Below are 25,882 nucleotides of genomic sequence, written 5' to 3'. Positions count from 1 at the left end.
TCTATTTCCAGCTGCCAAATCCAAACACCAGATAGTCGCGCTGATAGGCCTCTGCCACCCGCGCCTCAACCTCGGCATCATAAATATCCGCAAGCGTGAAGGGGGTTTCTGGCTCAGGCTGGGGCAGCGCGCCCTCGCTTTGCACGCCCACTTGCAGCCCCAGCGCAGGCAAATAAGCCTCAAGCTCTTCCTCACGCAAAATAAAATCCGGCAAAGCAAATTGCGCCATACCCTGCAAAATGGCGGCCTGTGTGCTCCAGGCCGCATCATGGCGCACGGCCGTCTGGTCTGACAAATTGGCTTTCACAAAGTCGAGATAAGCCAGAAAGGCCCGGCGATGGGCGGCCACTGTCCAGCTGTCGTCCGGCCCCTCCTGTGGTATCGGAAGCCGATGCACCCGCCGCAAAGTCCGTCTGATTTCGCTAAAACACTTCGGCCCCTTGTTCAGAATATGCTCACAAAAGGCCCGATGCGCCCGCAACGCCGGATGGCGCACCACCGTGAAGCTGCGGTGCCCTGCGCTGTTGCGCATCCACTGGCGCAGGGTCTTTTGCTTGAAATCCCGCTGCAATTCGTCCGTGCTCACCCCATCAAGCTCTGCCATCCAGCTCAGAATCTCCTCCTCCGGTGCAGCGCGCAAAGGCAAGAAAAGAAGCGGCGCGCGCGCGCAGGCCACATAGCTCGGAATGGCCGCCCCCCGGCGCGCCTCAAAATTGGGCGTGCGCCCCAGTCCGAAATGGTCGGTCTTGGCCAGTGCCGCCTCCATTTCCTCAAAATTCGCCACCTTGGCCGAAAGCGGTTCCGGATTCTGGCGTTTGAGGTTGCGGTCCAGACGCTCCAGCCTGTCGGGTTGTTCCAAAAACGCCGCCAGCCCGTTCATCACCTCAACATCTTGCAAGTCTTCGTAAGCCACATAAAAAGCGGTCTGTCCCGTGGTCTGCAACCGCTTCATCAACTTGAGCTGAAACGCCTGCAAAGCCTCCAGATGGCGGGTAAACTCGCGGGCATCAAACCGCGCCTGCGCGTCTTTGCGTTTGGCCACATTGGTCAGTTTCCATTGCCCTGTTTCCTGGGCGATTTTCCAGCTCACATAGCTTTCAACGGGGTTGCGGGTCAGCACAATCTTGGCGCAGCGCGGGTCTGTCAGGATGGTTTCAAGCACCCGTGGTTCGTGATCATGAAAAAACCGAAAGCCCGCCAGCCCGCGCGCATGTTTCACAGCATCAATCAGCACCTGCGGATCCCGGTTGCGCGCCTCTTCGCCCACGCCAAGACACTCCTCGCGATTGGGATAGCCTATAAAATGCGGGTTGAACGCTTCTCCAAGGCAGCTCAACGCAGGAAACGCGTTGAGATTGGCCTCCAGAAAGTTCGAGCCCGTGCGCATTTCTGCGAAAACAACAAAATAGTCAAAGCGTTTGCTCATGGCTCTACTTCACCAAATAGGGTTTCGGGGTTGGCCTGTGCAGGCCGGTTGGTGCGCCCGTAACCGGGAAATCCCCCATCAAATAGGGGTGCATCCCCTGGTTTTTCAGGTTTTGCAAAAACTGCCCGAACCCTGTCAGGTCGGTCATCTTGGGGGCCTCGCCCAGCCGGCGCAGTGATTTGAAGCCGATCTCGTCAATGATGGTTTGCAAATGCTCCATGGGGTTTTCAATGAAGTCCGCCATGGTCCAAATCCGGATCCGCGCCTTGGAATAGGGCGAGCGCAGCACATTGAGAAACTCGCTCTCTATCTTTTGCAGCTCGGCAGCCTCCGCGCGCAGAGTCGCAAAATCCCGGTTGGAGCGAAACAAGGGCAGCGCCCAAGCGCCGCTGATCACCGAGATCTGCGCATTCGGGTCCCCCGCCATCAGCCAGGCCGGATCCTGCACATCGGCGGGCCCAAACTGGAAGCACTGGCGCTCGCCACGGGTGTTCCAGATGAGGCTGGTCAGAAAGCCGCGCGGGTCGTAATCGCGTGTTTGCGGGCTATCGCTCAACGCGCCGTTGATCACACTTTGCCCACCCGAGAAATACACCCGCTCCGGCGCAAACAAATGCCCATGCACCCGCGAGCCGGTGGCCTTGGCAAACCAGGGTTCAAACCCCTCAAACAGCTCCGAAAACCCCTGCAACACCGAATATTGCCCCGATGTCACACCATTTTCCCAGCCGGGGTTGGGAAACCGGCTCTGCATATACAGCCCCGCCCGCCCCCGCGTCCGCCGGTCCACCGCCTTGGCGAAAATCCGGTCGATCTTGCCCGGATTGGGCTCTGTGCGGTTGGCGGGGCTGTCCTTGTCAGACAAGAACACCTCATACAGCCGGTTCGCATGAGGCCAGATCTTGCGCGCCACAAAACAATCAGAGCGCCGCAAAAGCTGAAGGTGATCGTCATAAAAAATATGCGGCTTGCCCTGAAAATCAAATTTCGACAGCGTCAAAGACCGGCTCTCGATCTTCTGGCTGCGCTGGCGGGCCAATGTCTGAAAATAACTCTCATCCGGAATCCAGACCCGCTTGAAATACGCATCATAAAGCCCCCTGTCAGGGTCTTCCAGAATTCCGGCAAGCGTTTGTCGTGTCAGACACCACCACTGGCTGCCCATATGCGGCACAATCCCATTGGGCATCCGGCGTTTGAAGCGCAGCAACCGCTGGAGCGCCACATAGCCATCAAAGAGCAGCCGGTGCCGCTTCCAGCTGAAGGGAAACCGCAAGGTAAACCGCTCAGCATCAAGCCCGCCCACAGTCCAGGGCACATCCGCCGTCGTGGCACTTTCGATGAAATCCGTATTGGGCCGCTCGGCCAGATAGTCGATCAGCTCTTCCACCGGGCGCAGGGGCAGGCAGGACCCGCTTGAAAGATACACATGGCGCAGGTTTTGAAAGCTCGCCAGCATCAGCTCGCTCGCCGCCTGCGTGGCGGCCACAATCCCCCAAGTGCCCCATTCACAGCGATGACGGCGGCAGAAACGAATGTCCTCCCGGTCAGCGAGCCGCGCCCGAAAGCTCTTGAAAACAGGCCGCGGCACCGCCTGGTCCACATGGATCACCACAGGGCATCCGGCCGCGCTCCAGTGCCGCGCGATCTGCTCAGCCCGCTCAAAGGCCGTATGCACGAGCATGATGATCCCGACGCTGCTCATGCCCAATTGCCCTTTGACATGAGCCCCAGAATTTCAAGCTGGCGCCAGTTGATGTATTTCTCGCTCCACTTGCACCAGAGGTCGGGGTTGTCCTTCAGGCTCGCCGCATAGGCGCGATACTCCATACTGGCCGCATAATGCTGGCCCCGCTCCAGCTCTTCCGCTGCTTTATGTGTGAAGGTGTCAAGAAACTTGGTGTGCAACAGCACCCCACTGGCTTTCTCTCCCCCCCATTCATCATACACAAGGTTAAGCCCACGCGGCAAAAGCATATGCGTCGAGCTGACATAGGCATAGCGCCGGTCCCATTTCACCAGGGGGATCTTGTTCAGCGCCGGGGCCTTTTGCGGCAGATCTTTGAAAAAGGTCCGCGCGCGTGGCCCGCCCTGTATCCAGAGGTTGCCAAATTTCGCATTCTTCTTGATCACATAATTGCCCGCATCAAACCAAGAGGTGATCTCCAGAGGGTTCTGGCCCTCCTGATAGGGCTGCGCATCAATCCGCCCCTTGGGATACATGTCCAGCAGCATGGCACTGAAGCTCTTGATCGAGCTGGCATCCAGCCAGTCGGTCAGCGCCCGGATGGGCCGTGTGTCGCAAAACGGATAAACAAAAAACTCGTCCGGATCGACAACAAGTGCCCAATGACCATGGGCATATTTCATTTGCAGCCAGTTGAGCCAGTCCACCCCAAAACGCGCCCGTTTGTAGCTCGCCGCCGAGTGCCAGACAGAAACATCCGGCTGCGCCATCAGATATTCCAGCGAGCCGTCACTGCTGTCATTGTCGACCATCAAAAAGTGGTCAACCCCAAGATCCCGGTAATACTTCAAGAAATAGGGCAGCCGCACCCGCTCGTTGCGCAGGGTCGTAAAGCAAAGAATATCATCCGGGCGCAGCGCGTGCGTGCGTGCGCTCATGGCGCGCAGCTCGCGCCGCTTGCGAAACGCCCGAAGGCGCCAGCGGCGGCGTTGCAATCTCAAGCGATATGACCGAACCAAGCCCAACTCTTACCTCACCTCACCAATCAAACAGGTTGCACAAACAGCTTATTTCACGTCTCACTTAAGACGAGGTTGAAATGCGCATCCCATGAGGGCGGGGTAAAGGCCTCTTGTTCGGGCTTCTGTCCGCCGCGCCTGCTCTGAGCCAGTGACATTATTCTTCTGATCCAAAGATAACTGTCCTGCACGCTTGCGTAAACGGGAATATCCCCCAATACCTCGCGATAAACCGGCAGCTCAGCGCAGATCACCGGCACAGACCGGCCGGCCGCCTCCAGCACAGGCAGCCCGTAGCCCTCGGCCAGGCTGGGAAAAACAACACCGGCGGCCTCATCCAGCAAAGCCGCCACCGCGCCATCGCTCAACCCGGCAATTTCGTGCAGATAGCGCCCTTTGAGGCGGGAGTTGTCAAACCGGAAGAAGAATTCGTCATTCTTCCAGCCGCGCTGGCCACAAATGAGCAAATGCGGCATCTCTTGTGGCGGAGCCTGTTTCTCCATCTGCTCCCAAACATCGAGCAAGAACATATGGTTCTTGCGCGGCTCTATGGTTCCGACACACAGAAAATAGGGCTCCGAGACCGGCAATCCCACAGGCAAGGTGCTGTGGTCGGGCGTGGCCAGCTCAACCCCAAGATGGGCCACAATGCCACGGGGCACTCGTCCAAAGCCAGCCATATGCGCCTCTGCGGCCGCCTGGCTGGCGCTGGAGTTGTAGATCACAAGGTCCGCCTCTTGCGCTGTGCGCCGCAAAAACGCTTCAAAGCGCGCCACCGTGCCGCTGCGCTGAAACTCGGGCAGCTCCAAAGGGATCACATCATGAACAAACACCGCGATAGACGCCCCCTTTAGGGCGGTCACCCCCGACACAACAGCCTCCGAAAGGTTGCTGTGGCCAGTGTTGAGATAGGCGGTATTGGCGGGCAGGTGACGTTTGAGCATTGCGCCGAGCCGCCGCCGCGTGCAGCGGGCCACGGCGAGCTTGCGCGCATCTGTCAATGCGCGCTGCAATGCCACCGGCAGCTTGGAAAACAGCTTGCTCAAACGGCTCGCCGGCCCCCAAGGTAAGGTGCCATCTATCTTGTCGCAGAGTGTTTTCATCCCCTGCGCATCAAGCAACAAGAAGCCCAATGGGGTGCGGATCAGCCCATAGGCCGGCACCTCACTGGCCAAAAGCGCCCGCAAATAGGCCCGTTCCACACGGTCCACACCTGTCAAAACCCGGCCCGCCCGGCTCAACAGCCGCGACAGGTCCAACAGGCGCGCCTGGGGCGGATCAGCCCGCATGGTGCGCCCCCTTCTGCGAAGGGGTCGGCCTTTGAAGGCGCATAGGCCTTGTCACAAAAATATCTTCCAAACCTTGCCCCGTTTGCCCTATTCAGCGGCCTTTCGTGCCCCGTTCACAATATGCTGGAGATAGCCCATCAGATCATCGCGCAGTTCGGGGCGGTCAAGCCCGAATGAAACAGTGGCCTGCAAAAATCCGGCCTTTGAGCCGCAGTCAAACCGCTGGCCATGAAAGCGATAGCCAAAGACAGGGCGTCCTTCGGTAATTTCATCGGCAATCGCATCTGTCAGCTGTATCTCGCCGCCCGCGCCGGCTTTCTTCTTGTTGAGGTTGCGCAGCACCTCCGGCGTGAGAATATACCGCCCGATCACCGCCAGATTGGACGGGGCCATATCGGCAGCGGGCTTTTCCACCATGCCCTTCACCCGCACCTGCGGCCCCAGATCTTCCTGCACATCCAAAATACCGTAAGAGCTGGTCTGCGATTGCGGCACTTCCATCGCCGCCACCATGCAGCCGGGGTTCTCCTCGTAGGCCTCAACCATCTGTTGCAAGCAGGGCTTGTCCGCAGCAATAACATCATCCGGCAACATCACGGCAAAAGGCTCGTTGCTGATCAGCCGCCGCGCACACCAGACAGCATGGCCCAGGCCCAGCGCCTTGTGCTGGCGGATATATGCAATCGCACCGCTCTCCATATTGGTGGATTGCAAGATATCCAACAAGCCGTCCTTGCCCTTTTTGCGCAGGGTTTGTTCCAGCTGCGGGGCCTCGTCAAAATAGTCTTCCAACGCGCCTTTGCCGCGCGAGGTCACAAAGATAAATTCCTTGATGCCCGCCGCCCGCGCCTCATCAATTGCATATTGAATGAGCGGGCGATCCACCAAAGTCATGATTTCTTTTGGAACCGATTTTGTCGCTGGTAAAAAACGTGTCCCAAGCCCTGCGACAGGGAAAATAGCCTTGGTGATCTTCTTCTTCATGCTCAACCTCTTAACATACAAGGCACGTCATTCGCTGCGCGCCACATTGCGGTGACAATGACATGAAACTTTCCGACGGAGTATAACATAGGTCCTAAAAAAGAACCAAAACGTCCAAAAATTCTCTACTGTGGCGCATTTGTTAACATTTCAGACCTCTCCACGCGCGTGTTTCACCCGGTCTTGTTCTGCCTTCAAACGCCTGTCAAAGCTGGTCAGTTGCACCAATGGCGCGCTGCGCACTGCCTTGCCAAACTGGCCTCCAGCTTGCTCCCAATAGCCGGCCATATCAAAGCGCAAGTGATGAAACCTTGTGTCAAATGAGAACAAATACAGCGAAACATTGCGGCCCTGCGCCGCCAACTCGCCGGCACGCCTGCGCAGCGCGGCCCGGTTGCGCCAGCGCCCCGCCAGGGTCACGTTCTCGCGCCGGTCCGGCGCAAAGGGCAAAAACGCCTCTGGCGTCTCCAACCCAGCAGGATAGCATCCAAAAGGCCGTTCTACCCCGGCGCAAAACCCCGCTTCCAGGCTTTGCAACACCTGCTGTTCACCCGCCGTATCCATCAATCCGCGGCGGCGTTGCGCCGCAAGGCGCGCCGTCTGTTCCGCGCGCATCCGCGCCATGGCGCGTGCCACAGGCTGGCCTGTTTTGCGTTGCAGCACCACCGTGCTCGCACCCACATCAAACAAATCGCGCACCGTGCGGTCATCCTTACGCCGTGGGCTGGCCCGATACGCGTGATGCACCTCCGCCATAGGGCAAAGCGCGGTCTTGTGCCGCGCGGCAGCCAGGCGCAAATTGAGCTCTGTCTCGTCAAGATAGAAATGAAACGCCTCGTCAAACCCGCCCAACGCAACAAGCACATCGCGGCGCACCGCCATATTCGTGCCCTCGGTCTTCACCGCACACCCTGCCGCCACCTCCGGAACAAACGGCGCAGCGCCCTCGGCCACCAGCGGGCTGGCCCACCCCGCCGCCTCCACCTGCCGCGCGCGCCACTGATAGGAAATGCCATTGCGCCCACGCACATAGCCGCCCACGGCCTTGACCCCAGACAAGGCAAACCCCTCCACCAACCGGTGCAACCACAAGGGCTCGGCAGCAGCATCATCATCCACAAAAGCAATGACCTCGCCCGCAGCCACAGCCACGCCCCGGTTGCGCGCAGCGGCAATATTGGGCGGCTCAAACGACACCAGCTTTACACGGCCGGCAAAACGGCTTTGCGCAACCCGCGCGCAGGCCAGCGGATCGGCAACCACCACAACCTCGAAAGCGGCATACACCTGCCCCGCCAGCGCCGTGAGACACCACAACAGGCTCTCCGGCCGCCCCTGGCTGACAACAACAACACTCACCGATGGCAGCGCCATCTTTCAGGGCGTCTTCAGCGCAACAGAGGGTGCCGTGGCAATGAAAAACGGGTTTTCATACCCCGCCTTGCCATAGGTCAGCGGCGCGTGATCCTCAAAGCGGAGCACCTGCCCCCCCGCTCCCCGCAAAACAGCATGGCCCGCCGCCGTATCCCATTCCATTGTCCGGCCCAGACGTGGGTAAAAGTCGGCTTCTCCCGTGGCCACCAGACAGAACTTGAGCGATGAGCCGGCGCTTTTGCTGTCGGCAACGGCGTAGCGGCTGATGTATGCGTCTGTCGCCTGATCACGATGTGACTTGGACGCCACCACGCGCAGAGCCGCCGGGTCAGACTGCGCCACGGCAATCTGTCGCGTCGCGCCCGCGGTTGCGCGCGCAAAGGGGCCCAGTTCCTCAACGGCTTTCCCATCGGGCCGGGTGTAAAACATCCGCTCTTTGGCAGGGGCATACACAACACCACGCACCGGCACGCCCTCTTGGACATAAGCAATATTCACCGTGAAATCGCCGCGCCGATGCACAAATTCCTTGGTGCCATCCAGCGGATCGACAATCAGAAAGCTGTCACCTGTCTGGCTGTGGGTTGCCGCCTGCTCCTCGGTGATCAGCAGAACATCCGGAAAGGCCGCGCGCAGCCCCGCCGAAATCAACGCATCCGCCGCCTCATCGGCCTCCGTCACGGGGCTTTCGTCTGACTTGGACCTCACATCAAAGTCATCGCGCGCGTAGACCTCCATAATCTTGTCGCCCGCCGCCAGCGCCAGCTCTCGCATGACACGGCTCAATTTTTCGTAGTCCACAGGTCACTCTCCTTTACTCTTTAAGCCGCCGTTTACGGTGTTGTTGCCTCAAGCGCCTGTTCACCTTATGATGGCTGCGTAACGGTTCGGCAAGAATTGGTAGGTAAGAGTATCCGCGAAAGGCGGCGCAGGCAGCAGATGTTTCAGGTTAAACGGCGCAGGTCGGCAGTGACGTCGGCCCTTATTATTTTCGAGCTGATATACCATTCGGTGGTGCATTCCATTCGCTCGACTCATGGCAACGCAATCATGTCGTTGCTCACAAATCTCATGCAAATGGCAATCATGGTGCTTGCCTTTTACATCATGTTTTCGCTTTTGGGCCTGCGTGGCGCGGCCCTGCGCGGCGATTTTCTGCTCTATATCATGACAGGCATCTTTCTCTACATGACCCATGTAAAAGCCGTGGGGGCCGTGTCAGGCTCGGCAGGCCCCTCCTCGCCCATGATGCTGCACGCCCCCATGAACACCATTGTCTCCATCGCCTCCGCTGCGCTGTCATCGCTCTATATCCAGATATTGTCTGCCTTCGTTATCCTCTTTGGCTACTACATGGCGATCACCCCCTTCGAGATAGACCGGCCCATAGCGACAATGGGAATGCTTTTGCTCGCTTGGCTGACAGGCTGTGGCGTGGGGATGGTCCTGCTGGCGATAAAACCGTGGTTTCCCGGCTTTGTCGCCGCTTTCACGCTGATCTACCAGCGCGCCAACATGATCGCCTCCGGCAAGATGTTTGTCGCCAATACCATGCCTGCCTATATGCTCGCCATGTTTGATTGGAATCCGCTGTTTCACATCATTGACCAGTCGCGCGGGTTTGCCTTCATCAATTACAACCCCCGCAACACCAATTGGGAATATGCACTGATCATCGCGCTTGTTCTGATCATGATTGGCCTCATGGGCGAGTTCTACACCCGCCGTCACGCCTCCCTGTCATGGAGCGCGCGCCGCTGATTGGGCGGCTTTTGCAGCCAAACACAGCGGGGGCGCAGCATCTGGGCATGAAGCCGCGCGCTCAGCTCACAACCCGCATTGTCACATTGATCCGCCCACCCGCAGGCAAAAGGCTGCTGGAGCCGAAACGGATCTTGTCAACTCCGTGGTAGGCCAGCCGCGCCGTGCCTCCCAAAACCAACAGCGCACCAGAGCTCAGCCAATGCGAGGCCGTTTTGCCGCCCCGCTCGGTGCCGCCAATGCGAAACAGCCCCGCATCGCCCAGGCTCACAGATACAACCGGCTGGCTGAAATCGGCCTCATCCTTATCCTGATGCAGCCCCATGCGCGCACCCTCGCCATAGAAATTGAGCAAAGCACATTCCGGCAACCGCGCCTCCGGCGCCACCGCGCGCCAGATCCCCAGCAAGCTTTCCGGAATCGCCGGCCAGGCCATCCCGGCCGGGTGGCGCGCCTCATAGCGGTAACCGCGCCTGTCGGTCACCCAGCCAAACTGCCCCGCAGCCGTCATGCGCACGCTCATCTTCTGGCCGCGCGGGGTCTCGGGCGCATAAAGCGGTGCCTGCCTGACAATCTCGCGCAGATCCGCCACAAGCGCCTCCTGCGCCGCGCGGTCAAGCGCCTCGCCATAGAGAACCGCGCCGTTCAGGTCGATCTTCTGAGCCAGATTTACCACGCTTCCACCTTTCTGGGCTAAAAGCCTCCATATTTGCCGATTCTTACACGTCTCGGCGCTTGCAGGGGCATTTTTCGCTCCTTATATACCCTCCGAAGCGCTTGAGAAGGATCGCTCCAACCCAAGCTAACAGATCGGGGGCAGATGCCGTAACGGGTCTGCCATCGTAACATCGCCTTAACGTAGAAGGGATCAGAAAATGTCAAAAGTCATCGGTATTGACCTCGGCACCACAAACTCATGTATTTCCATCATGGACGGCTCGGCCGCCCGGGTGATCGAAAACTCCGAAGGCGCGCGCACAACGCCATCCATCGTCGCGTTCACAGAAGACGAGCGCCTTGTTGGCCAGGCGGCCAAACGCCAGGCCGTGACCAACCCGGAAAACACGATCTTCGGCGTAAAGCGCCTGATCGGCCGCCGCTTTGACGATGCGGACCTCGCAAAAGATAAAAAGCACATGCCGTTCAACGTGGTTGATGGCGGCAATGGCGATGCCTGGATCGAGGCGCGCGGCGAGAAGTATTCGCCCAGCCAGATTTCCGCCTTCATCCTCGGCAAGATGAAAGAAACCGCCGAGAGCTACCTTGGCGAAGAGGTGACACAAGCCGTCATCACCGTGCCCGCCTATTTCAACGACGCCCAGCGCCAGGCCACAAAAGACGCCGGCAAGATCGCCGGTCTCGAAGTGCTGCGCATCATCAACGAGCCCACAGCCGCCGCGCTGGCCTATGGTCTGGACAAAAAAGAAACCCAGACCATCGCAGTCTATGACCTTGGGGGCGGCACCTTCGATGTCACCATCCTCGAAATCGACGATGGCCTCTTTGAAGTGAAGTCCACCAACGGTGATACCTTCCTCGGCGGGGAGGACTTTGACATGCGCATTGTCGGCTACCTTGCCGACGAGTTCAAAAAAGAACACGGCGTTGATTTGACCAAAGACAAAATGGCCCTCCAGCGCCTCAAGGAAGCCGCCGAGAAAGCCAAGATCGAGCTGTCCAGCTCATCACAAACAGAGATCAACCAGCCGTTCATCTCGATGGGCAAAGACGGCTCGCCCCTGCACATGGTCATGAAGCTGACCCGTGCAAAGCTCGAAAGCCTCGTCAGCGACCTGATCAAAAACTCGCTCAAGCCTTGCGCCGCTGCGCTCAAGGATGCGGGCCTGTCCAAAGACGACATCGACGAAATCGTCCTGGTCGGCGGTATGACACGGATGCCAAAAGTCATCGAGGAAGTGTCCAAGTTCTTCGGCAAAGAGCCGAACAAAGGTGTGAACCCTGATGAGGTTGTCGCCATGGGTGCGGCCATTCAGGCAGGTGTTCTGCAAGGCGATGTGAAAGATGTTGTCCTGCTTGACGTGACACCGCTTAGCTTGGGCATCGAAACACTCGGGGGGGTCTTCACCCGCCTGATCGACCGCAACACAACGATCCCGACGAAGAAATCGCAGATTTTCTCCACAGCGGAAGACAACCAGAACGCGGTGACAATCCGGGTCTTCCAGGGCGAGCGTGAAATGGCCTCTGACAACAAGATGCTTGGTCAGTTCAACCTTGAGAACATCCCGCCTGCGCCACGCGGCTTGCCGCAAATCGAAGTGACCTTCGATATTGATGCCAACGGCATTGTCTCGGTTGGGGCGATGGACAAAGGCACTGGCAAAGAGCAGAAAATCACCATTCAAGCCTCAGGTGGCCTCTCAGACGCCGACATCGAGAAAATGGTGAAAGACGCGGAAGAAAACGCCGATGCCGACAAAGAGCGCAAAGAGCTCGTCGAAGCCCGCAACCAGGCAGAAAGCCTGATCCACTCGACAGAAAAGTCGGTGGAAGAGCACTCCGACAAGGTCGATCCAACCACTGTTGAAGTGATCGAACTGGCCATTGCCGCCCTGCGCGATGACCTCGAAAAAGAGGATGCCACCGCCGAAAAGCTCAAGGCCGGCATCCAGAATGTCACCGAAGCCGCCATGAAGCTGGGTGAAGCCATCTACAAGGCACAGGCCGAGGCCGCAGACGACGAACCTGCCGCCGCCGACCAAGCTGGTGACGATGACATCGTCGATGCCGATTTCGAAGATCTCGGCGACGAAAAGCGCGGCTAAGCGCCTAAGGAAACCAAGCAAGGGCCGGTCCGCGCGCCGGATCGGCCTTAGCTGTTTCCAGAAAGGGTAATACCCATGGCAAAACGTGATTATTATGACGTTCTGGGCGTCTCAAAAGGGGCCTCAGCAGACGAAATCAAAAAAGCCTATCGCTCCAAAGCGAAAGAGCTTCACCCCGACCGCAACACAGACAACCCCGAATCCGAAGCCCAGTTCAAGGAAGCCGGCGAGGCTTACGAGGTTCTCAAGGATGCCGAGAAAAAGGCCGCCTATGACCGCTACGGCCATGCCGCCTTTGAAGGCGGAATGGGCGGTGGTGGCCGTGGCCCGGGTGGCTATGGCGGGGGCGGGCAGGGTGATTTCTCCTCAGCCTTCTCCGATGTTTTCGATGATCTTTTCGGAGATTTCATGGGGGGGCAGCGCGGTGGTGGCCGCCAGCGCGCCGCGCGCGGGGCCGACCTGCGCTACAATCTGCGCGTCACCCTCGAAGAAGCCTTCTCCGGGCTGCAAAAAACCATCAATGTGCCCACCTCGGTCGCCTGTGACAGCTGCAAGGGAACCGGCGCAGAAGGCGGTGCAGAACCCACAACCTGCCCCACATGTTCCGGCATGGGCAAAGTGCGCGCGCAGCAAGGGTTCTTCACGGTGGAACGCACATGTCCCACCTGCTCCGGCCTCGGCCAGACCATCAAGAACCCCTGCGGCAAATGCCACGGTCAGGGCCGCGTTCAAAAAGACCGCTCCCTTGCCGTTAACATTCCCGCCGGCGTTGAGACCGGCACCCGTATTCGCCTCGCAGGCGAGGGCGAAGCCGGAATGCGCGGTGGGCCCACCGGCGATCTTTACATCTTCATCGAGGTGGAGGCACATAAGATTTTCGAGCGTGAAGGGGTCAACCTCTTCTGCCGTGTGCCGGTGAGCATGGCCACAGCCGCGCTTGGCGGTGACATCGAGGTGCCCACAATTGATGGGGGCCGTTCGCGTGTCAAAATCCCCTCGGGAAGCCAGTCTGGCCGCCAGATGCGCCTGCGCGCCAAAGGTATGCCCGCGTTGCGCGGTGGCGGGGCCGGTGACATGTTCATCGAGTTGGCCGTTGAAACACCCGTCAATCTCACAGGCAAGCAAAAAGACCTGCTCAAGGAGTTTGCGGCGCTTTCGGAAGACAACAACCCCGAGAGCAAGAGCTTCTTTTCCTCGGTCAAGAGTTTCTGGGATTCGATGAAGGGCTGATCAGCTCACAGGCTTCAAAAAGGGTGCGCGAAACAGCGTGCCCTTTATTTTTGGTTAAAGAGCACCGCGCGCTGCATTAACACCACCGGTTTTTGCGGGGCTGCTTCAGGCGGTGCACGCTTTGTGCACGGGGTGTGCACGCATGTCACCCCCCTGTTTTTGCCAAAATCGAATCGTTAACCTTTCAAAATTAACCAGTTTTTCACCTTGTTGGCGCAGCCTTGGGGCCATGGCACAGCACAACCGCTTTTCCGAGGCGCCCCTGCCTCTCTTTGACACCGATGAAGTCGTGATTTCTCCAGCGATTCCAGAGGCTAAGCTGCCATCCTATATTGCCGACCACCGCAAGCGCCTGCGCGCACGTTTTCTTGAGGGCGGGCCAGAGGCCATGCCCGATTATGAGCTTCTCGAGCTGTTGCTCTTTCGTGCCATTCCGCGCCGCGATGTGAAGCCTCTGGCGCGGTGTCTTCTTGATAAGTTCAATGATTTCAACGGTGTAATATCTGCATCCCCCGAGCGTTTGCAAGAGGTTCCCGGGGTTGGTGCGGCTGTCATCTGCGAGCTCAAGATCGTCGCTGCCAGCGCCCGGCGCCTCGCCCGCTCCCGAATCCTCCAGCGCCCCATCGTCTCCAGCTGGGACGCCCTCCTCGACTACTGCCACACCGCCATGGCCCACCGCGACACAGAACAGTTTCGCGTGCTGTTTCTCGACCGCAAAAACACCCTGATCGCCGATGAAGAACAGGCGTCCGGCACCGTCGATCATGTGCCCGTCTACCCCCGGGAAGTGGTCAAACGCGCGCTACAGCTCAACGCCAGTGCGCTGATTTTAGTGCATAATCACCCCTCAGGAGACCCAAGCCCCTCGCCTGAGGATATTGCCATGACAGAGCAGATAGAGCGTGCCGCAGAGGCTTTGGGCCTCGCCTTGCATGATCATCTGATCATCGGGAAATCGACCGAGTTGAGTTTCCGCGCACAGGGCCTTCTCTAGCGGATCCAAACCTCCACACGGCGGTTCACTTGCCGGCCCCAATCGGTGTCGTCGCAAGCCATGGGCATGGCCTCACCATAGGCCAGAACCCCAATATCCAACTGATTGAAATCAGCGGTTTCTGCCGCGGTTTGCACGGCTAATTTCACGGCGTTTGCCCGCCTGCGCGATATTTCAAGATTGGCCTTCGCGGAGCCTTCTCCGTCGCTAAAACCCACAAATACAAGGGTTTTCCCATCATATATCCCGGCTTCCAATGCGCCGGAAAGCTGCTCAACATTGGATCGGGATTGGGCATCAAGGCGCACAGAGCCAGCCTCAAACCGAAACGACGTTGTCAGCCGTCGCATCTGCCGAAGTTGGCCAACCATCTCCCGCACAGCCTCGACAGACACGTCCTCGCCCGCCACGGAAATTGCATTGGCGAGTCTGTCCCCCTGAAAATCCAGAGAAATTTCTTCCGGGGCCTGGTCAACAAAGCCGGCCCTGCGGATCACAAACTGCGCGGCCGGGCTACGGGTATAGGCCAGAAATTCCCGGGCGATTTTTGGCAGCCGCCGGGCCGGCAAATAGAGAAACAAGGGGCTCGTGAGCGGGTAGTCTTCTGTCTTCACATTGCGCCGGGTCGCGCGCAGCGATCGGCCACAAGTGCCTGTGAGTGTTAGAATTTTTGTATCCAATGTGTTGGACCTGCCAACCAGTCCAATGCCGAACGGATCAACCGACACACGCCCGGCAAGCGCCTCGTTGCTGGACACAAACTGGATCGCAGACGCCGCGCCTTGATCACGTTGAAGCCGGAGCTTTTCCAGCGCGACAGCCCCTGAACCTGTTTCCAGATCTCTCAGATAAGGGGTAATCTCGGCCGCTTGCGGGCCGAGACTTTGCCAATTGTTAAGGTTTCCAGAATAAATTTCAGAAAGGTCCGAGACACTGATGTCGTTGACGGGATTTTGGTTGGAAACAATGGCCACAAGCGCATCCAACGCCAATATACGCGCCCGCCCGCGTTTTGTCAGGTCGCCCATGCCTGCCTCCTGTGCAAGGCGGCGCTCTTGAGGAGAAATTTCACGTGTTGACATGACAATATCGGTTTGGTCGGCCAGCAAATCGGCAAAACCCTCGCTGCTGGAGCTAATCTGGACAAAAAACCGCGCCACTGGCGCGCCATCAGACTTTTGCGACAAGGTAATATAATACCTATCTTCGGTCTCATTGGTGCGTTCTGTCTTGAGCTGCTGCTTGGCGGCAAATGCTTCAATCAGGGCTGGAAGCAAAAGCCGCCCGATTTCAGGGGCACCCGAGAGGTCGAGCTCCGCAACAAAAGCGGCAAGGTTAGGACACCCTGGCCCGGCACACCCCACGCCGGAGCCATCAATCGTTAACTCACCATATTTCGTGGCAACACGGTAAAACTGCCCGTCAAATCCAAGCAAATCACCCGAAATTTCGACACTGCCATCACGCGACGTCAAAGTCACATCTTGTGCCAGAAGAGGCTGAACAAAACCGACAAAACAAACTGTGGCGAGGAACGCCACATATTTTACCATTTCCAAAAAAAGCCTCGCAACATGAAGATCAGTTGAAAGCCACCTTCATGTCATTGACCAGGTTTTTCAACATCAGAAAGTCGCCCGCCGCCTCACATCCCGGCATTGACATGTCTAAAGTCTGAACCGTGATCTGTTGGCCACGGCTTGTTTGCAAGGTTTGCGCCTCTATGTCTTTGCCGCAGTTGGCTGAAGTGATCTCAATATCCACACTGAGAGCAACTGTGCCGAGCTGTTTCGCAAACCCTGTTGGAAAGCTGTAAACCTCCGCCATCAGCGGGCTTTCAAGCGTGGGATCTCCTAACTGTAAGAGAAACCCCGCGATACCCTTTGCCCCCTTGGCTATCTCGCCGGGAGCCTCGCGCCAAATATGTCCAGCCTCATCATACCCCGCCCCAAACTCGTGGGCATGAAGCGCAATTCCAAGCTGGCCCTGCATCTGCACAGCGGCACGATCAAATAGGGCAATGTCTTCAACGCTGGTGCTGGCAACGGCCCCCTCACCCCCTGCAAAAGACGCAATGAACACAGCGTTTTCAGCTAGTGCAGGCACCGATACTTGCAGCGCACCCGAGGGGTCTGTCAGCTCCGCAAACATCATACCGTTATGGTGTATAACAACCCGCTCTGACGGGGCGCAGGGGGCCGCGAGCACAAGCTCGACCAAGGCAGCCGCCTTCGGAACAGCCTGCATTTTGACTTTGCAGTCTTGCGACATTTCAGGCAGGGCGCCAGAGGGGGACGCCGGCAAAGCGCTGCCCAGCGCGGCTGTTTTAATCGTCGCGCCATCAGCTGCGGTTAAGGTAATGTCACGAAGCTCTACCGGCAAAGGCATGGATTTCACATCGGCCAGACTGGCCTGCTTCTGGGCAGATGACAGTTGCATCAATTGCCCTGTCAACAAGATCACAGCGAGAGTCGCTGCGGCTATTCCATATCGCTTGTAGTTGGCCATGAGTGCCTCCGCCAAAACCGTTCAGAGCCAATGTGGCTTTGAATTCTGGCGTGCATGAGGCGAAAGCGCGGAGTCATTCAGGCGTTTCTGTGCACCTTTTTCAGACGCGCCCGTGGCAGTGCTTGAATTTGTCGCCAGAGCCACAAGGGCATGGTTCATTGCGTCCAGGGTTGCCCCATGTGCTGGGATCATCCTCAACAAAGCCAGCAGCGGCGCGGCCTTCAGCACCCGTTTCTTTGGCGGCCGTGGCTTGTAACGCCTGTTGCTGCTGCATCAGTGCAAGCGCTTGTTCCTGCTCCTCTTCAGAAAGTGGGCGCACTTGTGAAAGCTGCTGGGTCACGTCTTCGCGCAGGCTGTCCAACATGGTTTCAAAAAGCTGGAAGGCCTCGTTCTTATATTCATTCAACGGGTCGCGTTGGGCGTATCCACGAAAGCTGACAACCGAACGCAAGTGCTCCAAAGTCAACAAATGCTCGCGCCACTTCTTGTCGATGGTTTGAAGCAACACCTGCTTCTCAATCTGGCGCATGGTCTCGGGGCCGAAATGTGCAGCCTTTGATGCCATGAATTCATCAGCTGCTTTTTCAAGCCGCTCGGTAATTTCCTCGTCGTCAACGCCCTCTTCAGCGGCCCAGTCAATCACCGGCACATCCAAGCCGAGCTGTTCGATACAGGCCGCATAGAGCCCTTCCGTATCCCATTGGTCAGCATAGGTTTTTGGGGGCATGAACTGGTCAATCAGATCATCAATCACCTGGTTGCGCATATCTTGAGTGATGGCGGAAAGATCCCCGGCTTCCATGATGTCGCGCCGCTGTTTGAAGATAACCTTGCGTTGTTCGTTCATCACATCATCAAACTTCAACAGTTGCTTCCTGATGTCGAAGTTGCGGCCCTCAACCTTGGCTTGGGCGCGCTCAAGCGATTTGTTAACCCATGGATGAACGATGGCTTCGCCTTCCTTCATACCAAGTGTTGAAAGCACCTTGTCCAGTCGCTCTGATCCGAAGATGCGCATGAGATCATCCTCAAGGCTCAGGTAGAACGAGGAGCGCCCCGGATCACCCTGCCGGCCCGAACGCCCGCGCAGCTGGTTGTCGATACGGCGGCTTTCGTGGCGCTCTGTGGCCAATACAAACAGGCCACCAGCCTCCTTGACCTTTTGTTCCCAAGTCTCGTGCTCTGCTTCAATCTTTGCACGGATCTCTTCGTTGTCATCCTCGGGCGAGGCGGCAATCGCCTCCATAATCTTGAACTCGACATTGCCCCCAAGTTTGATGTCGGTTCCCCGGCCAGCCATGTTCGTCGCAATGGTAACAGCGCCAAGCTTGCCGGCATCCGCCACAATCTGCGCTTCTTTTTCGTGTTGGCGCGCATTGAGAACATTGTGCTTTACGCCGGCTTGCGTAAGCATTTGGCTCAGCATTTCAGATTTCTCGATCGAGGTCGTGCCGACAAGAATGGGCTGGCCCTTGGCGTTGGCTTCTTTGATAGTTTCAACAATCGCTGCAAATTTTTCGGCGGCTGTGCGGTAGACAGCATCATCATCATCAATGCGCTCGACTGGCTTGTTCGTTGGAACTTCGACCACACCCAGGCCATAGATTTCCATGAATTCATCCGCCTCTGTCGTGGCTGTGCCTGTCATGCCGGCCAACTTGTCATAAAGGCGGAAGTAGTTCTGAAAGGTTACTTGAGCGAGGGTCACATTCTCCGATTGAATGCTACAGCCTTCCTTGGCTTCGATTGCCTGATGCAACCCGTCTGACAGACGCCTTCCCGGCATCATACGGCCCGTGAACTCGTCAATCAAAACAACTTCACCGTTTCGCACGATGTAATCTTTGTCTTTGGCAAAAAGCTTGTGAGCACGCAGGCCTTGGTTAACGTGGTGCACAATGGTGGCGCTTTCGGGGTCGTAAAGGCTTTGATCCTCCTCCAAAATACCCCTCTGGCGCAGCAGCTGCTCCAAGAATTCGTTGCCCTCGTCAGAAAAGGTCGCGTTCCGGGTCTTTTCATCGAGCGTGTAGTGCACATCGTCCAACTCGGGAATGAGCTTGTCGATCTGCGTGTATAGCTCTGATCTGTCCTCGGCAGGTCCGGAGATGATCAGAGGTGTTCGGGCTTCGTCAATCAGGATGGAATCCACCTCATCCACAATCGCAAAGTGATGGTATTTTTGGTTAATTTGGCCAATCTCGGCTTTCATGTTGTCGCGTAGATAGTCAAAACCCAGCTCGTTGTTGGTGGCATATGTAATATCTGAGCCATATGCGGCCGCTTTCTCTGATTCCGGCTGCTGGGGATAAATAACTCCAGTTGTCATGCCGAGTGCAGAGAAAACATTGCTCATCCACTCAGAGTCGCGTTTGGCGAGGTAGTCGTTCACAGTCACAACATGGACACCCTTGCCTGTCAGCGCATTAAGATATGCGGGGAAAGTCGCCACAAGCGTCTTGCCCTCGCCTGTTTTCATTTCTGAAATATTGCCCTGATGCAGGAAAATACCGCCCATAAGCTGCACATCAAAGGCGCGCAGGCCCAAAGCCCTTTTCGCCGCCTCGCGGCAATTTGCGAAAGCCTCGGGCAAGAGGTCGTCCAGCGTCTCTCCGCCTTGATGACGCTCTTTAAGCGCCTGCGTCTTCTCGATCAGCCCGGCATCGCTCAGCGCTTCAAATTCAGGCTCCAGCGCGTTTATCTTTTCAACGAGCGGCTTGATGGCCTTAACTTTGCGGTCATTTGGCGTTCCAAAAACCTTTTTGGCGAGCGATCCAAGTCCAAGCATATTAAGTCCGATCCGATCATTTTATCCAGCCACAAGACAATTGCTTGCTCCGGATATTTGCGCGTCCTACAACGGCTTGGAACATAAAGCGTGTCTTAACTTAAGGCGATGTAAGCGCCGCTCTTGGCAGTGTCAACGCTGTGAGCGATACACGAAGGAAACAAAGGAAAAATGATGTCTAAACACTTCAAAATTCTCTCTCTGGCCGCTGGCCTTGCCCTTGCTCCCTTCGCAGCGCTGGCCGAGGACACCCCACATTCTGCAAGCACCGTCGTGGCCGTGGTTGACGGAACAGAGATCACTCTGGGACATCTGGCAACAGCACGCAGCCGCCTGCCCCAACAATTTATCGAGTTGGAAGACGAGGTGCTTTACAAGGCCCTGCTTGACCAACTCATAAACCAAACTGTTTTGGCGAACCGATTTGAAGGGGAGATGCCAGCCCCCATCCAGCGCCGCCTCGACAATGAACGCCGCTCGCTTTTGGCCGCTACGGTTATCACGCAAATTGTCGACGAACGCTTGACCGAAGCTGCGCTGCGCGAAGCCTACAATGAGGCATATGAGGGTGCGGCGCCTGACAAGGAGTATCAGGCAGCACATATCCTCGTTGAAACGCAAGAAGACGCACTGGCGCTTGTCAAGGAGCTGGAAGAAGGCGCCGATTTTGCCGAGCTGGCCAAAACACGTTCGACAGGCCCGTCCGGACCCAATGGTGGCGATCTCGGCTGGTTTGGCAAAGGTATGATGGTGCCGGAATTCCAAAATGCCGTAGAAGCCTTGGCAGAAGGAGCAATATCTGCGCCCGTCCAAACGCAATTCGGCTGGCATGTTATCCGCTTGAATGAAACCCGTTTGGCCGATCAGCCCACATTCGAGGAGATGCGCGCCGAGCTTGAGAACAGCCTATACAACAAGATCATAGATGAAGAACTTGAGCGCTTGCGCAAAGCTGGTGACATCCAACTCACGGCAGAGGGCAAAGTTGACCCTGCCATCCTGAAAGAAGATAGCCTGCTGACGGAGTAACCCGAATGGCTCATATCACCAAAATCTCGCCGCTTGCGCCGAAGAAGTTTCCCGACCTACCGCCAATTGCGGGGGTCAGCTTTTCAACGGCTGCGGCGGGTGTGAAATACAGCGGTCGCACCGATGTCATGCTGGCGCACCTCTGCCCCGGAACAACCGTGGCAGGCGTCTTTACCCGCTCGTCCACACGCTCAGCAGCAGTTCTGGATTGCCAGCGCAAGCTTGGCTCTGAGGCTTCCGGCGCGGCAGCAATCCTGGTCAACTCGGGCAACTCCAACGCCTTTACAGGGGGCGCGGGGCAAGCTTCTGTTGACGCCTTGGTTCAGGCAACCGCCGAGAGTCTTTCTGTCTCTGAAGATCGTGTTTTCACCTCTTCAACAGGTGTTATCGGCGAGCGTTTGCCTCACGAGCGAATTATCGAAACTCTTGACGGCCTGACGAAGACGCTTTCTGAAGAACAAATCGCAGAGGCCGCCCAAGCGATCATGACCACCGATACCTTTGCAAAAGGTGCCACTGCCCAATGTGATGTAAACGGCAAAACCGTCCGTATCGCGGGCATTGCCAAGGGCTCGGGCATGATCGCGCCCGATATGGCAACCATGCTGGTCTATATTTTCACAGATATTGAAATGGCCCAATCTGACCTGCAAGACACGCTGTCAGAATTGACCGAACCAACCTTCAACGCGATCACCGTCGACAGTGACACCTCTACCTCAGACACCGTCTTGCTTTGTGCCACCGGGCAAAGTGGTGCGACAGCCTCGCGCAACGACCCTGCTTTCAAGGCCGCTCTGAAGGCTGTCATGCAAGATCTTGCTCATCAAGTGGTCAAAGATGGCGAAGGGGCCAGCAAATTTATCGAAATTCGCGTCACAGGCGCACAAAGTGACTCTGATGCACGCGTTCATGCAATGTCCATCGCCAATTCCCCGCTGGTCAAAACAGCCATCGCAGGCGAAGATCCAAACTGGGGCCGGATTGTCATGGCCATTGGAAAATCAGGGGCCGCAGCCGACCGTGACAAGCTTTCCATCTCGTTTGGCGATATTCTGGTTGCCGAAAACGGCTGGGTAAGCCCAACCTACCGCGAAGAAGACGCGGCACTGATCATGAAAGCGCAAGACATTCTCATCAAGGTGGATATCGGCCTTGGATCAGGCAAAAGCACCGTCTGGACCTGTGATCTGACCCATGGCTACATCGAAATCAATGCGGATTACCGATCATGAAAACCGTATTGGTCTCCGCCGTCGCTCTGCTTGATAAAGACAACCGCGTCCTCCTGGCCCAACGCCCCGCCGGGAAGTCAATGGCTGGGCTCTGGGAGTTTCCTGGGGGGAAGATAGAAGCAGGCGAAACTCCCGAGGCGGCTCTTGTGCGAGAACTCAATGAGGAGCTGGGGATCGAAACCTGGAACAGCTGTCTGGCTCCGCTCACCTTCGCTTCACACAGCTATGCCGACTTTCATCTGCTCATGCCTTTATTTGTCTGTCGCAAATGGAACGGAATTCTCACTGCACGCGAGGGGCAGACCTTGGCTTGGGTGCAGCCAAACAAGCTGAAAGACTATCCAATGCCAGCAGCAGATATTCCGCTCATTCCCATTTTGAGAGACTGGCTCTGACAATCAAACCTTGCTTTTGTCAGCTTTTCAGTTTCTTTATGAACTCACATTAACAGACCCGAGGAGGCTACCATGCGTACAATCATGGTTGGTAGCGGTGTTCTGGTTCAAGGTGTTTTTGTTAAAGAACTGTCAAGCGGACATATAGTTGTTCGTGCCGGTGAAAAGGAATTTACCGGCCTTCCCATCTCTTCCGAAAAATAAAAAGGCTGACAGTTTTCACTGTCAGCCTTTTTTGAAATAGCGCCTATCCAGCGGTCAGTCGAGGTTGCGCTCAACTTCCTCGCGCTCGAAAATCTCGATAACATCGCCCGCGCGAATGTCGTCATAGGCCTCAAACGCCATACCACATTCCTGTCCGGACTGGACTTCGGAAACTTCATCTTTGAAGCGCTTCAGTGTCTTGAGTGTGCCTTCATGGATAACAACGTTGTCACGCAAGAGGCGCACACCTGCGCTGCGCCGGGCAACCCCCTCTGTCACCAGACAACCAGCCACCTTGCCAACTCCAGTAACCTTGAAGACCTCGCGAATTTCCGCATAGCCAATAAACTTCTCGCGGATCTCCGCAGAAAGAAGACCACTTGCAGCCTGTTTCACATCGTCCACCAGATCATAGATCACCGAGTAATACCGGATTTCGACACCCTTCTGGTTTGCGCTGTTGCGCGCAGGCGCATTCGCACGCACATTGAAGCCGAAGACAGGCGCGCCGGAAGCCTCGGCAAGACCGATATCACTCTCCGTGATCGCCCCTACCCCAGAGTGCAGAACACGCACACGCACCTCATCGTTGCCGATTTTCTCCATCGCCTGGACAATTGCCTCGGCAGAACCCTGCACATCTGCCTTCATAACAATGGGCATTTCTGTGAGGTTTTTATCTTGCTTGGCCTTCGCCATAAGCTGTTCAAGCGTCGTGGCCGCTCCGGCGGCTGCGCGTTTTTCTTTTGCCGCTTTCTCACGATACTCTGCAATTTCGCGGGCTTGCGCCTCCGAGCTGACAACATTGAGAACATCGCCGGCCTCGGGAGTGCCGTTAAGCCCAAGCACCTCAACCGGCACGGAAGGCCCCGCTTCCTTGACGCGCTCACCTTTGTCGTTGATCAGCGCACGCACTTTACCATACTGCTCACCTACCACAAAAATATCGCCTTGGCGCAATGTGCCTTTTTGAACCAGAACGGTGGCCACAGGGCCTCGACCCACATCAAGCTGGGCTTCAATAACGGCCCCTTCAGCTGCCCGATCAGGGTTGGCTTTCAGCTCAAGAATTTCCGCTTGCAGCGCGATTGCTTCGAGAAGTTCATCCAGCCCCTGCCCCGTGATGGCTGACACTTCCACATCCTGCACATCGCCGGAGAGCTTCTCCACGATCACCTCGTGCTGTAGCAAATCTGTCCGCACCTTATCGGGGTTAGCGGCAGGTTTGTCGATCTTGTTGATAGCAACAATCATGGGCACTTTCGCCGCTTTTGCGTGGTTAATGGCCTCAATCGTTTGCGGCATAACAGCGTCATCCGCGGCCACAACAAGCACAACAATGTCTGTAACCTGGGCGCCGCGCGAGCGCATCGAGGTGAAGGCCGCGTGACCGGGCGTATCAAGGAAGGACAGCAAAGAGCCGCTCTCGGTTTTTACCTGATAGGCCCCGATATGCTGCGTGATGCCACCCGCTTCGCCAGCAACAACCTTCGCATCCCGAATAGCGTCAAGCAAAGATGTCTTGCCGTGGTCAACGTGTCCCATAATTGTGATAACAGGCGGACGTGACTTCAGATCTTCCGGATTTTCGGCAACTTCCTTGATCACGTCTTCAACGTCTGCATCAGAAACCCGCGTCACGCTGTGACCGAATTCTTCAATGATCAGCTCGGCTGTATCAGCATCAATTGTTTGGTTCTGCGTGACCATCATCCCCATATTCATGAGCGATTTCACAACATCCGCAACACGCTCGGCCATGCGGTTGGCCAGTTCGCTCACGACAATCGCTTCGGGCAGCTGAACTTCGCGCACGATCTTTTCGCGTTCGACATTCTGCCCCATCGCTTTTTGCCGGGCCCGCTCTTGTTGGCGCTTCATCGCCGCCATTGAGCGCTGTCGCCCGCCTTCACCACCGGTGAGAGCTTGGTTCAGCGTCAACTTACCGCTGCGACGGCTTTCATCCCCACGAGTCTTGGCCGTTTTGTTACGATCGTCGCGCTCCTTTTCGGGCTTGCGACGGTCTGCAAGAGGCTTCGCTGCCGTGCGGCCTGCTCCTGCGTCTTCTGCCGGAGCCGGCGCCGCAGCGGCACGTTTTGCGCTTTCGGCAGCTTCATTCTTTTTGCGCTCGTCTTCTTCCGCTTTCGCACGGGCGCGCTCTTCGCGCTCTTTTTCCTCGCGCTCTTTTTCTTCCGCTTCCTGGCGGCGGCGCATACGCTCTTCTTCGCGCTGCTTTTCTTCTGCTGCGCGGATCTCGGCTTCTTCTGCTTCCCGCGATTTGGCGGCCTGAACCGCGCGCAAGCGTCTGTCCATCTCAGCGTCAGAAATGCCGCCCGGACGGTTGCTTGGCGCAGTGCTCAGCTTCTTGTCGCCGGCACCCGTGCTAGACGTTACGACACTGGGTTTGGGAACGACAACGCGTTTGCGCTTCGTTTCTACCACCACATTCTTGGTTCTGCCGTGACTAAAGCTCTGCTTTACATTGCCAGACCGCGGTCCGCCGCGGAGACCAAGTGTTTTTTTGCCGTCGCTATCGCTCATTCGATATACTCATCCTTTCATGCGCCCTTCAGGCGCGGCGGGCCGAAAGCCCTCTAATCTTGTTGCTTCCTCTATAACACGCGAGGCCAAACCTCCAGCATCTAAGGCTGCATGAACTGCGAATTCTCTCCCGAAGGCTGCGCCAAGCTCATGTCGTGTGAGGCATTCGAAGGTTTTTCCTTCGCCCCATAGTCTAATTTTCGACTTTTCTCGCGGCGAACCATCACTTGCCTGAAACAATATACTGGCTCGCTCGCTTGTCGTCCAATCCTTCACTTTTGTGGAACCCGTCACAGCCCCACCAGACTTTCGCGCAAGACCGATCAGGCTGATTAGCCGCTTCACGAGCGTTGCCTCAACCCAATCCTCAAGGCCATCCGGCACAACAACCTGTGTTTTCGCCGAACGGCTGAACATTTTTTTTGCGATAGCCTGTGCCAGCGCCGCACGACTTGCGCTGACCCAGATACCGCGACCAGGTAACTTAGCGGCCACATCAAAAACCAAACCTTGTTCAGGCCCAATCACAAAGCGCAGAAGTTCTGATTTAGGCCGCAACTCACCCGTTGCGATGCATTTGCGCACCGCATCTTGCGTGTCCAAAGTTTTGATCGCTGCGTCTGTTGCCATTAAAA

21 protein-coding genes are annotated in these 25,882 nt (G+C 57.0%); 8 read left to right on the top strand and 13 right to left on the bottom strand.

Translation table 11 applies throughout. The features are described from left to right. Position 1: 1 nt before the first annotated feature. The 7 genes from Q0478_RS11275 to cysQ form a co-directional block, all read right to left on the bottom strand. Complete coding sequence (locus Q0478_RS11275; RefSeq protein ID WP_298679309.1) at positions 2 to 1,426, bottom strand: sulfotransferase family 2 domain-containing protein; 1,425 nt, start codon at positions 1,424 to 1,426, stop codon at positions 2 to 4. Between the two features lie 4 nt (positions 1,427 to 1,430). Further along, the gene (locus Q0478_RS11270; RefSeq protein WP_298679308.1) at positions 1,431 to 3,131 is read right to left on the bottom strand and encodes a beta-1,6-N-acetylglucosaminyltransferase; all 1,701 of its coding nucleotides are present in this window, start codon (positions 3,129 to 3,131) and stop codon (positions 1,431 to 1,433) included. Then, entirely contained in the window at positions 3,128 to 4,138 is a 1,011-nt protein-coding gene (locus Q0478_RS11265; RefSeq protein WP_298679306.1) for a glycosyltransferase family 2 protein, read from the bottom strand. The genes Q0478_RS11270 and Q0478_RS11265 overlap by 4 nt, the downstream gene beginning before the upstream one ends. 47 nt (positions 4,139 to 4,185) lie before the next feature. Beyond that, positions 4,186 to 5,421, bottom strand: a complete 1,236-nt coding sequence (locus Q0478_RS11260; protein ID WP_298679303.1) for a glycosyltransferase — start codon at positions 5,419 to 5,421, stop codon at positions 4,186 to 4,188. 87 nt (positions 5,422 to 5,508) lie between these two features. After that, positions 5,509 to 6,405 (bottom strand): UTP--glucose-1-phosphate uridylyltransferase, encoded by an 897-nt coding sequence (locus Q0478_RS11255; RefSeq protein WP_298679301.1) that lies wholly within the window; start codon positions 6,403 to 6,405, stop codon positions 5,509 to 5,511. A 150-nt stretch (positions 6,406 to 6,555) separates the two neighbouring features. Next, entirely contained in the window at positions 6,556 to 7,779 is a 1,224-nt protein-coding gene (locus tag Q0478_RS11250) for a glycosyltransferase (RefSeq protein ID WP_298679298.1), read from the bottom strand. Positions 7,780 to 7,782: 3 nt separating this feature from the next. Beyond that, a complete protein-coding gene (cysQ, locus tag Q0478_RS11245; protein WP_298679296.1) occupies positions 7,783 to 8,580 on the bottom strand; it encodes a 3'(2'),5'-bisphosphate nucleotidase CysQ in 798 nt (265 codons plus the stop codon). A 138-nt stretch (positions 8,581 to 8,718) separates the two neighbouring features. Between cysQ and Q0478_RS11240 the strand changes: the two genes are divergently transcribed. Then, positions 8,719 to 9,540 carry an ABC transporter permease gene (locus tag Q0478_RS11240; protein WP_298679294.1) on the top strand — a complete coding sequence of 274 codons (822 nt, stop codon included), beginning with the start codon at positions 8,719 to 8,721 and terminating at the stop codon, positions 9,538 to 9,540. A gap of 61 nt (positions 9,541 to 9,601) precedes the next feature. Here Q0478_RS11240 and Q0478_RS11235 read toward each other — a convergent pair whose 3' ends face one another. Then, positions 9,602 to 10,216: an alpha-ketoglutarate-dependent dioxygenase AlkB gene (locus tag Q0478_RS11235; protein WP_298679292.1), complete on the bottom strand. Its 615-nt coding sequence runs from the start codon at positions 10,214 to 10,216 to the stop codon at positions 9,602 to 9,604. A gap of 199 nt (positions 10,217 to 10,415) precedes the next feature. Here Q0478_RS11235 and dnaK point away from each other — a divergent pair, with 199 nt between their 5' ends. The 3 genes from dnaK (at position 10,416) to radC (ending at position 14,550) form a co-directional block, all read left to right on the top strand. Then, a complete protein-coding gene (gene dnaK, locus Q0478_RS11230; RefSeq protein ID WP_298679288.1) occupies positions 10,416 to 12,326 on the top strand; it encodes a molecular chaperone DnaK in 1,911 nt (636 codons plus the stop codon). 75 nt (positions 12,327 to 12,401) lie between these two features. After that, on the top strand, positions 12,402 to 13,556 hold the full coding sequence (dnaJ, locus tag Q0478_RS11225) for a molecular chaperone DnaJ (RefSeq protein WP_298679286.1): 1,155 nt from the start codon (positions 12,402 to 12,404) through the stop codon (positions 13,554 to 13,556). A gap of 229 nt (positions 13,557 to 13,785) precedes the next feature. Then, positions 13,786 to 14,550, top strand: coding sequence for a DNA repair protein RadC (gene radC / locus Q0478_RS11220; RefSeq protein ID WP_298679284.1), 765 nt, complete (start codon positions 13,786 to 13,788; stop codon positions 14,548 to 14,550). Here the strand turns inward: radC and Q0478_RS11215 are convergent. From Q0478_RS11215 to secA, 3 genes are all read right to left on the bottom strand, one after another. Next, complete coding sequence (locus Q0478_RS11215) at positions 14,547 to 16,103, bottom strand: phosphate ABC transporter substrate-binding/OmpA family protein (protein WP_298679356.1); 1,557 nt, start codon at positions 16,101 to 16,103, stop codon at positions 14,547 to 14,549. The genes radC and Q0478_RS11215 overlap by 4 nt on opposite strands. 28 nt (positions 16,104 to 16,131) lie before the next feature. Then, positions 16,132 to 17,058 (bottom strand): hypothetical protein, encoded by a 927-nt coding sequence (locus Q0478_RS11210; RefSeq protein WP_298679282.1) that lies wholly within the window; start codon positions 17,056 to 17,058, stop codon positions 16,132 to 16,134. A gap of 100 nt (positions 17,059 to 17,158) precedes the next feature. Next, entirely contained in the window at positions 17,159 to 19,843 is a 2,685-nt protein-coding gene (gene secA / locus Q0478_RS11205; protein WP_298679280.1) for a preprotein translocase subunit SecA, read from the bottom strand. A 174-nt stretch (positions 19,844 to 20,017) separates the two neighbouring features. Between secA and Q0478_RS11200 the strand changes: the two genes are divergently transcribed. The 4 genes from Q0478_RS11200 to Q0478_RS11185 all read left to right on the top strand — a co-directional run bounded on the left by Q0478_RS11200 (position 20,018) and on the right by Q0478_RS11185 (position 22,706). After that, the gene (locus Q0478_RS11200; RefSeq protein ID WP_298679278.1) at positions 20,018 to 20,872 is read left to right on the top strand and encodes a peptidylprolyl isomerase; all 855 of its coding nucleotides are present in this window, start codon (positions 20,018 to 20,020) and stop codon (positions 20,870 to 20,872) included. Between the two features lie 5 nt (positions 20,873 to 20,877). Then, positions 20,878 to 22,107: a bifunctional glutamate N-acetyltransferase/amino-acid acetyltransferase ArgJ gene (gene argJ, locus Q0478_RS11195; RefSeq protein ID WP_298679276.1), complete on the top strand. Its 1,230-nt coding sequence runs from the start codon at positions 20,878 to 20,880 to the stop codon at positions 22,105 to 22,107. Beyond that, complete coding sequence (gene mutT, locus Q0478_RS11190; RefSeq protein ID WP_298679274.1) at positions 22,104 to 22,502, top strand: 8-oxo-dGTP diphosphatase MutT; 399 nt, start codon at positions 22,104 to 22,106, stop codon at positions 22,500 to 22,502. The genes argJ and mutT overlap by 4 nt, the downstream gene beginning before the upstream one ends. 72 nt (positions 22,503 to 22,574) lie before the next feature. Continuing rightward, the gene (locus tag Q0478_RS11185) at positions 22,575 to 22,706 is read left to right on the top strand and encodes a hypothetical protein (protein ID WP_298679272.1); all 132 of its coding nucleotides are present in this window, start codon (positions 22,575 to 22,577) and stop codon (positions 22,704 to 22,706) included. A gap of 54 nt (positions 22,707 to 22,760) precedes the next feature. Here Q0478_RS11185 and infB read toward each other — a convergent pair whose 3' ends face one another. Both infB and Q0478_RS11175 read right to left on the bottom strand, forming a co-directional pair. Next, entirely contained in the window at positions 22,761 to 25,247 is a 2,487-nt protein-coding gene (infB, locus tag Q0478_RS11180; protein WP_298679270.1) for a translation initiation factor IF-2, read from the bottom strand. A gap of 9 nt (positions 25,248 to 25,256) precedes the next feature. Continuing rightward, positions 25,257 to 25,877 carry an RNA-binding protein gene (locus Q0478_RS11175; RefSeq protein ID WP_298679267.1) on the bottom strand — a complete coding sequence of 207 codons (621 nt, stop codon included), beginning with the start codon at positions 25,875 to 25,877 and terminating at the stop codon, positions 25,257 to 25,259. Positions 25,878 to 25,882: the final 5 nt, after the last annotated feature.

The sequence above is a fragment of the uncultured Lentibacter sp. genome, assembly GCF_937123735.1.
Classification (GTDB): domain Bacteria; phylum Pseudomonadota; class Alphaproteobacteria; order Rhodobacterales; family Rhodobacteraceae; genus Lentibacter.
The sequence above is the reverse complement of the archived record's forward strand: the minus strand, read 5'-3'. Positions and strand labels throughout refer to the sequence as shown.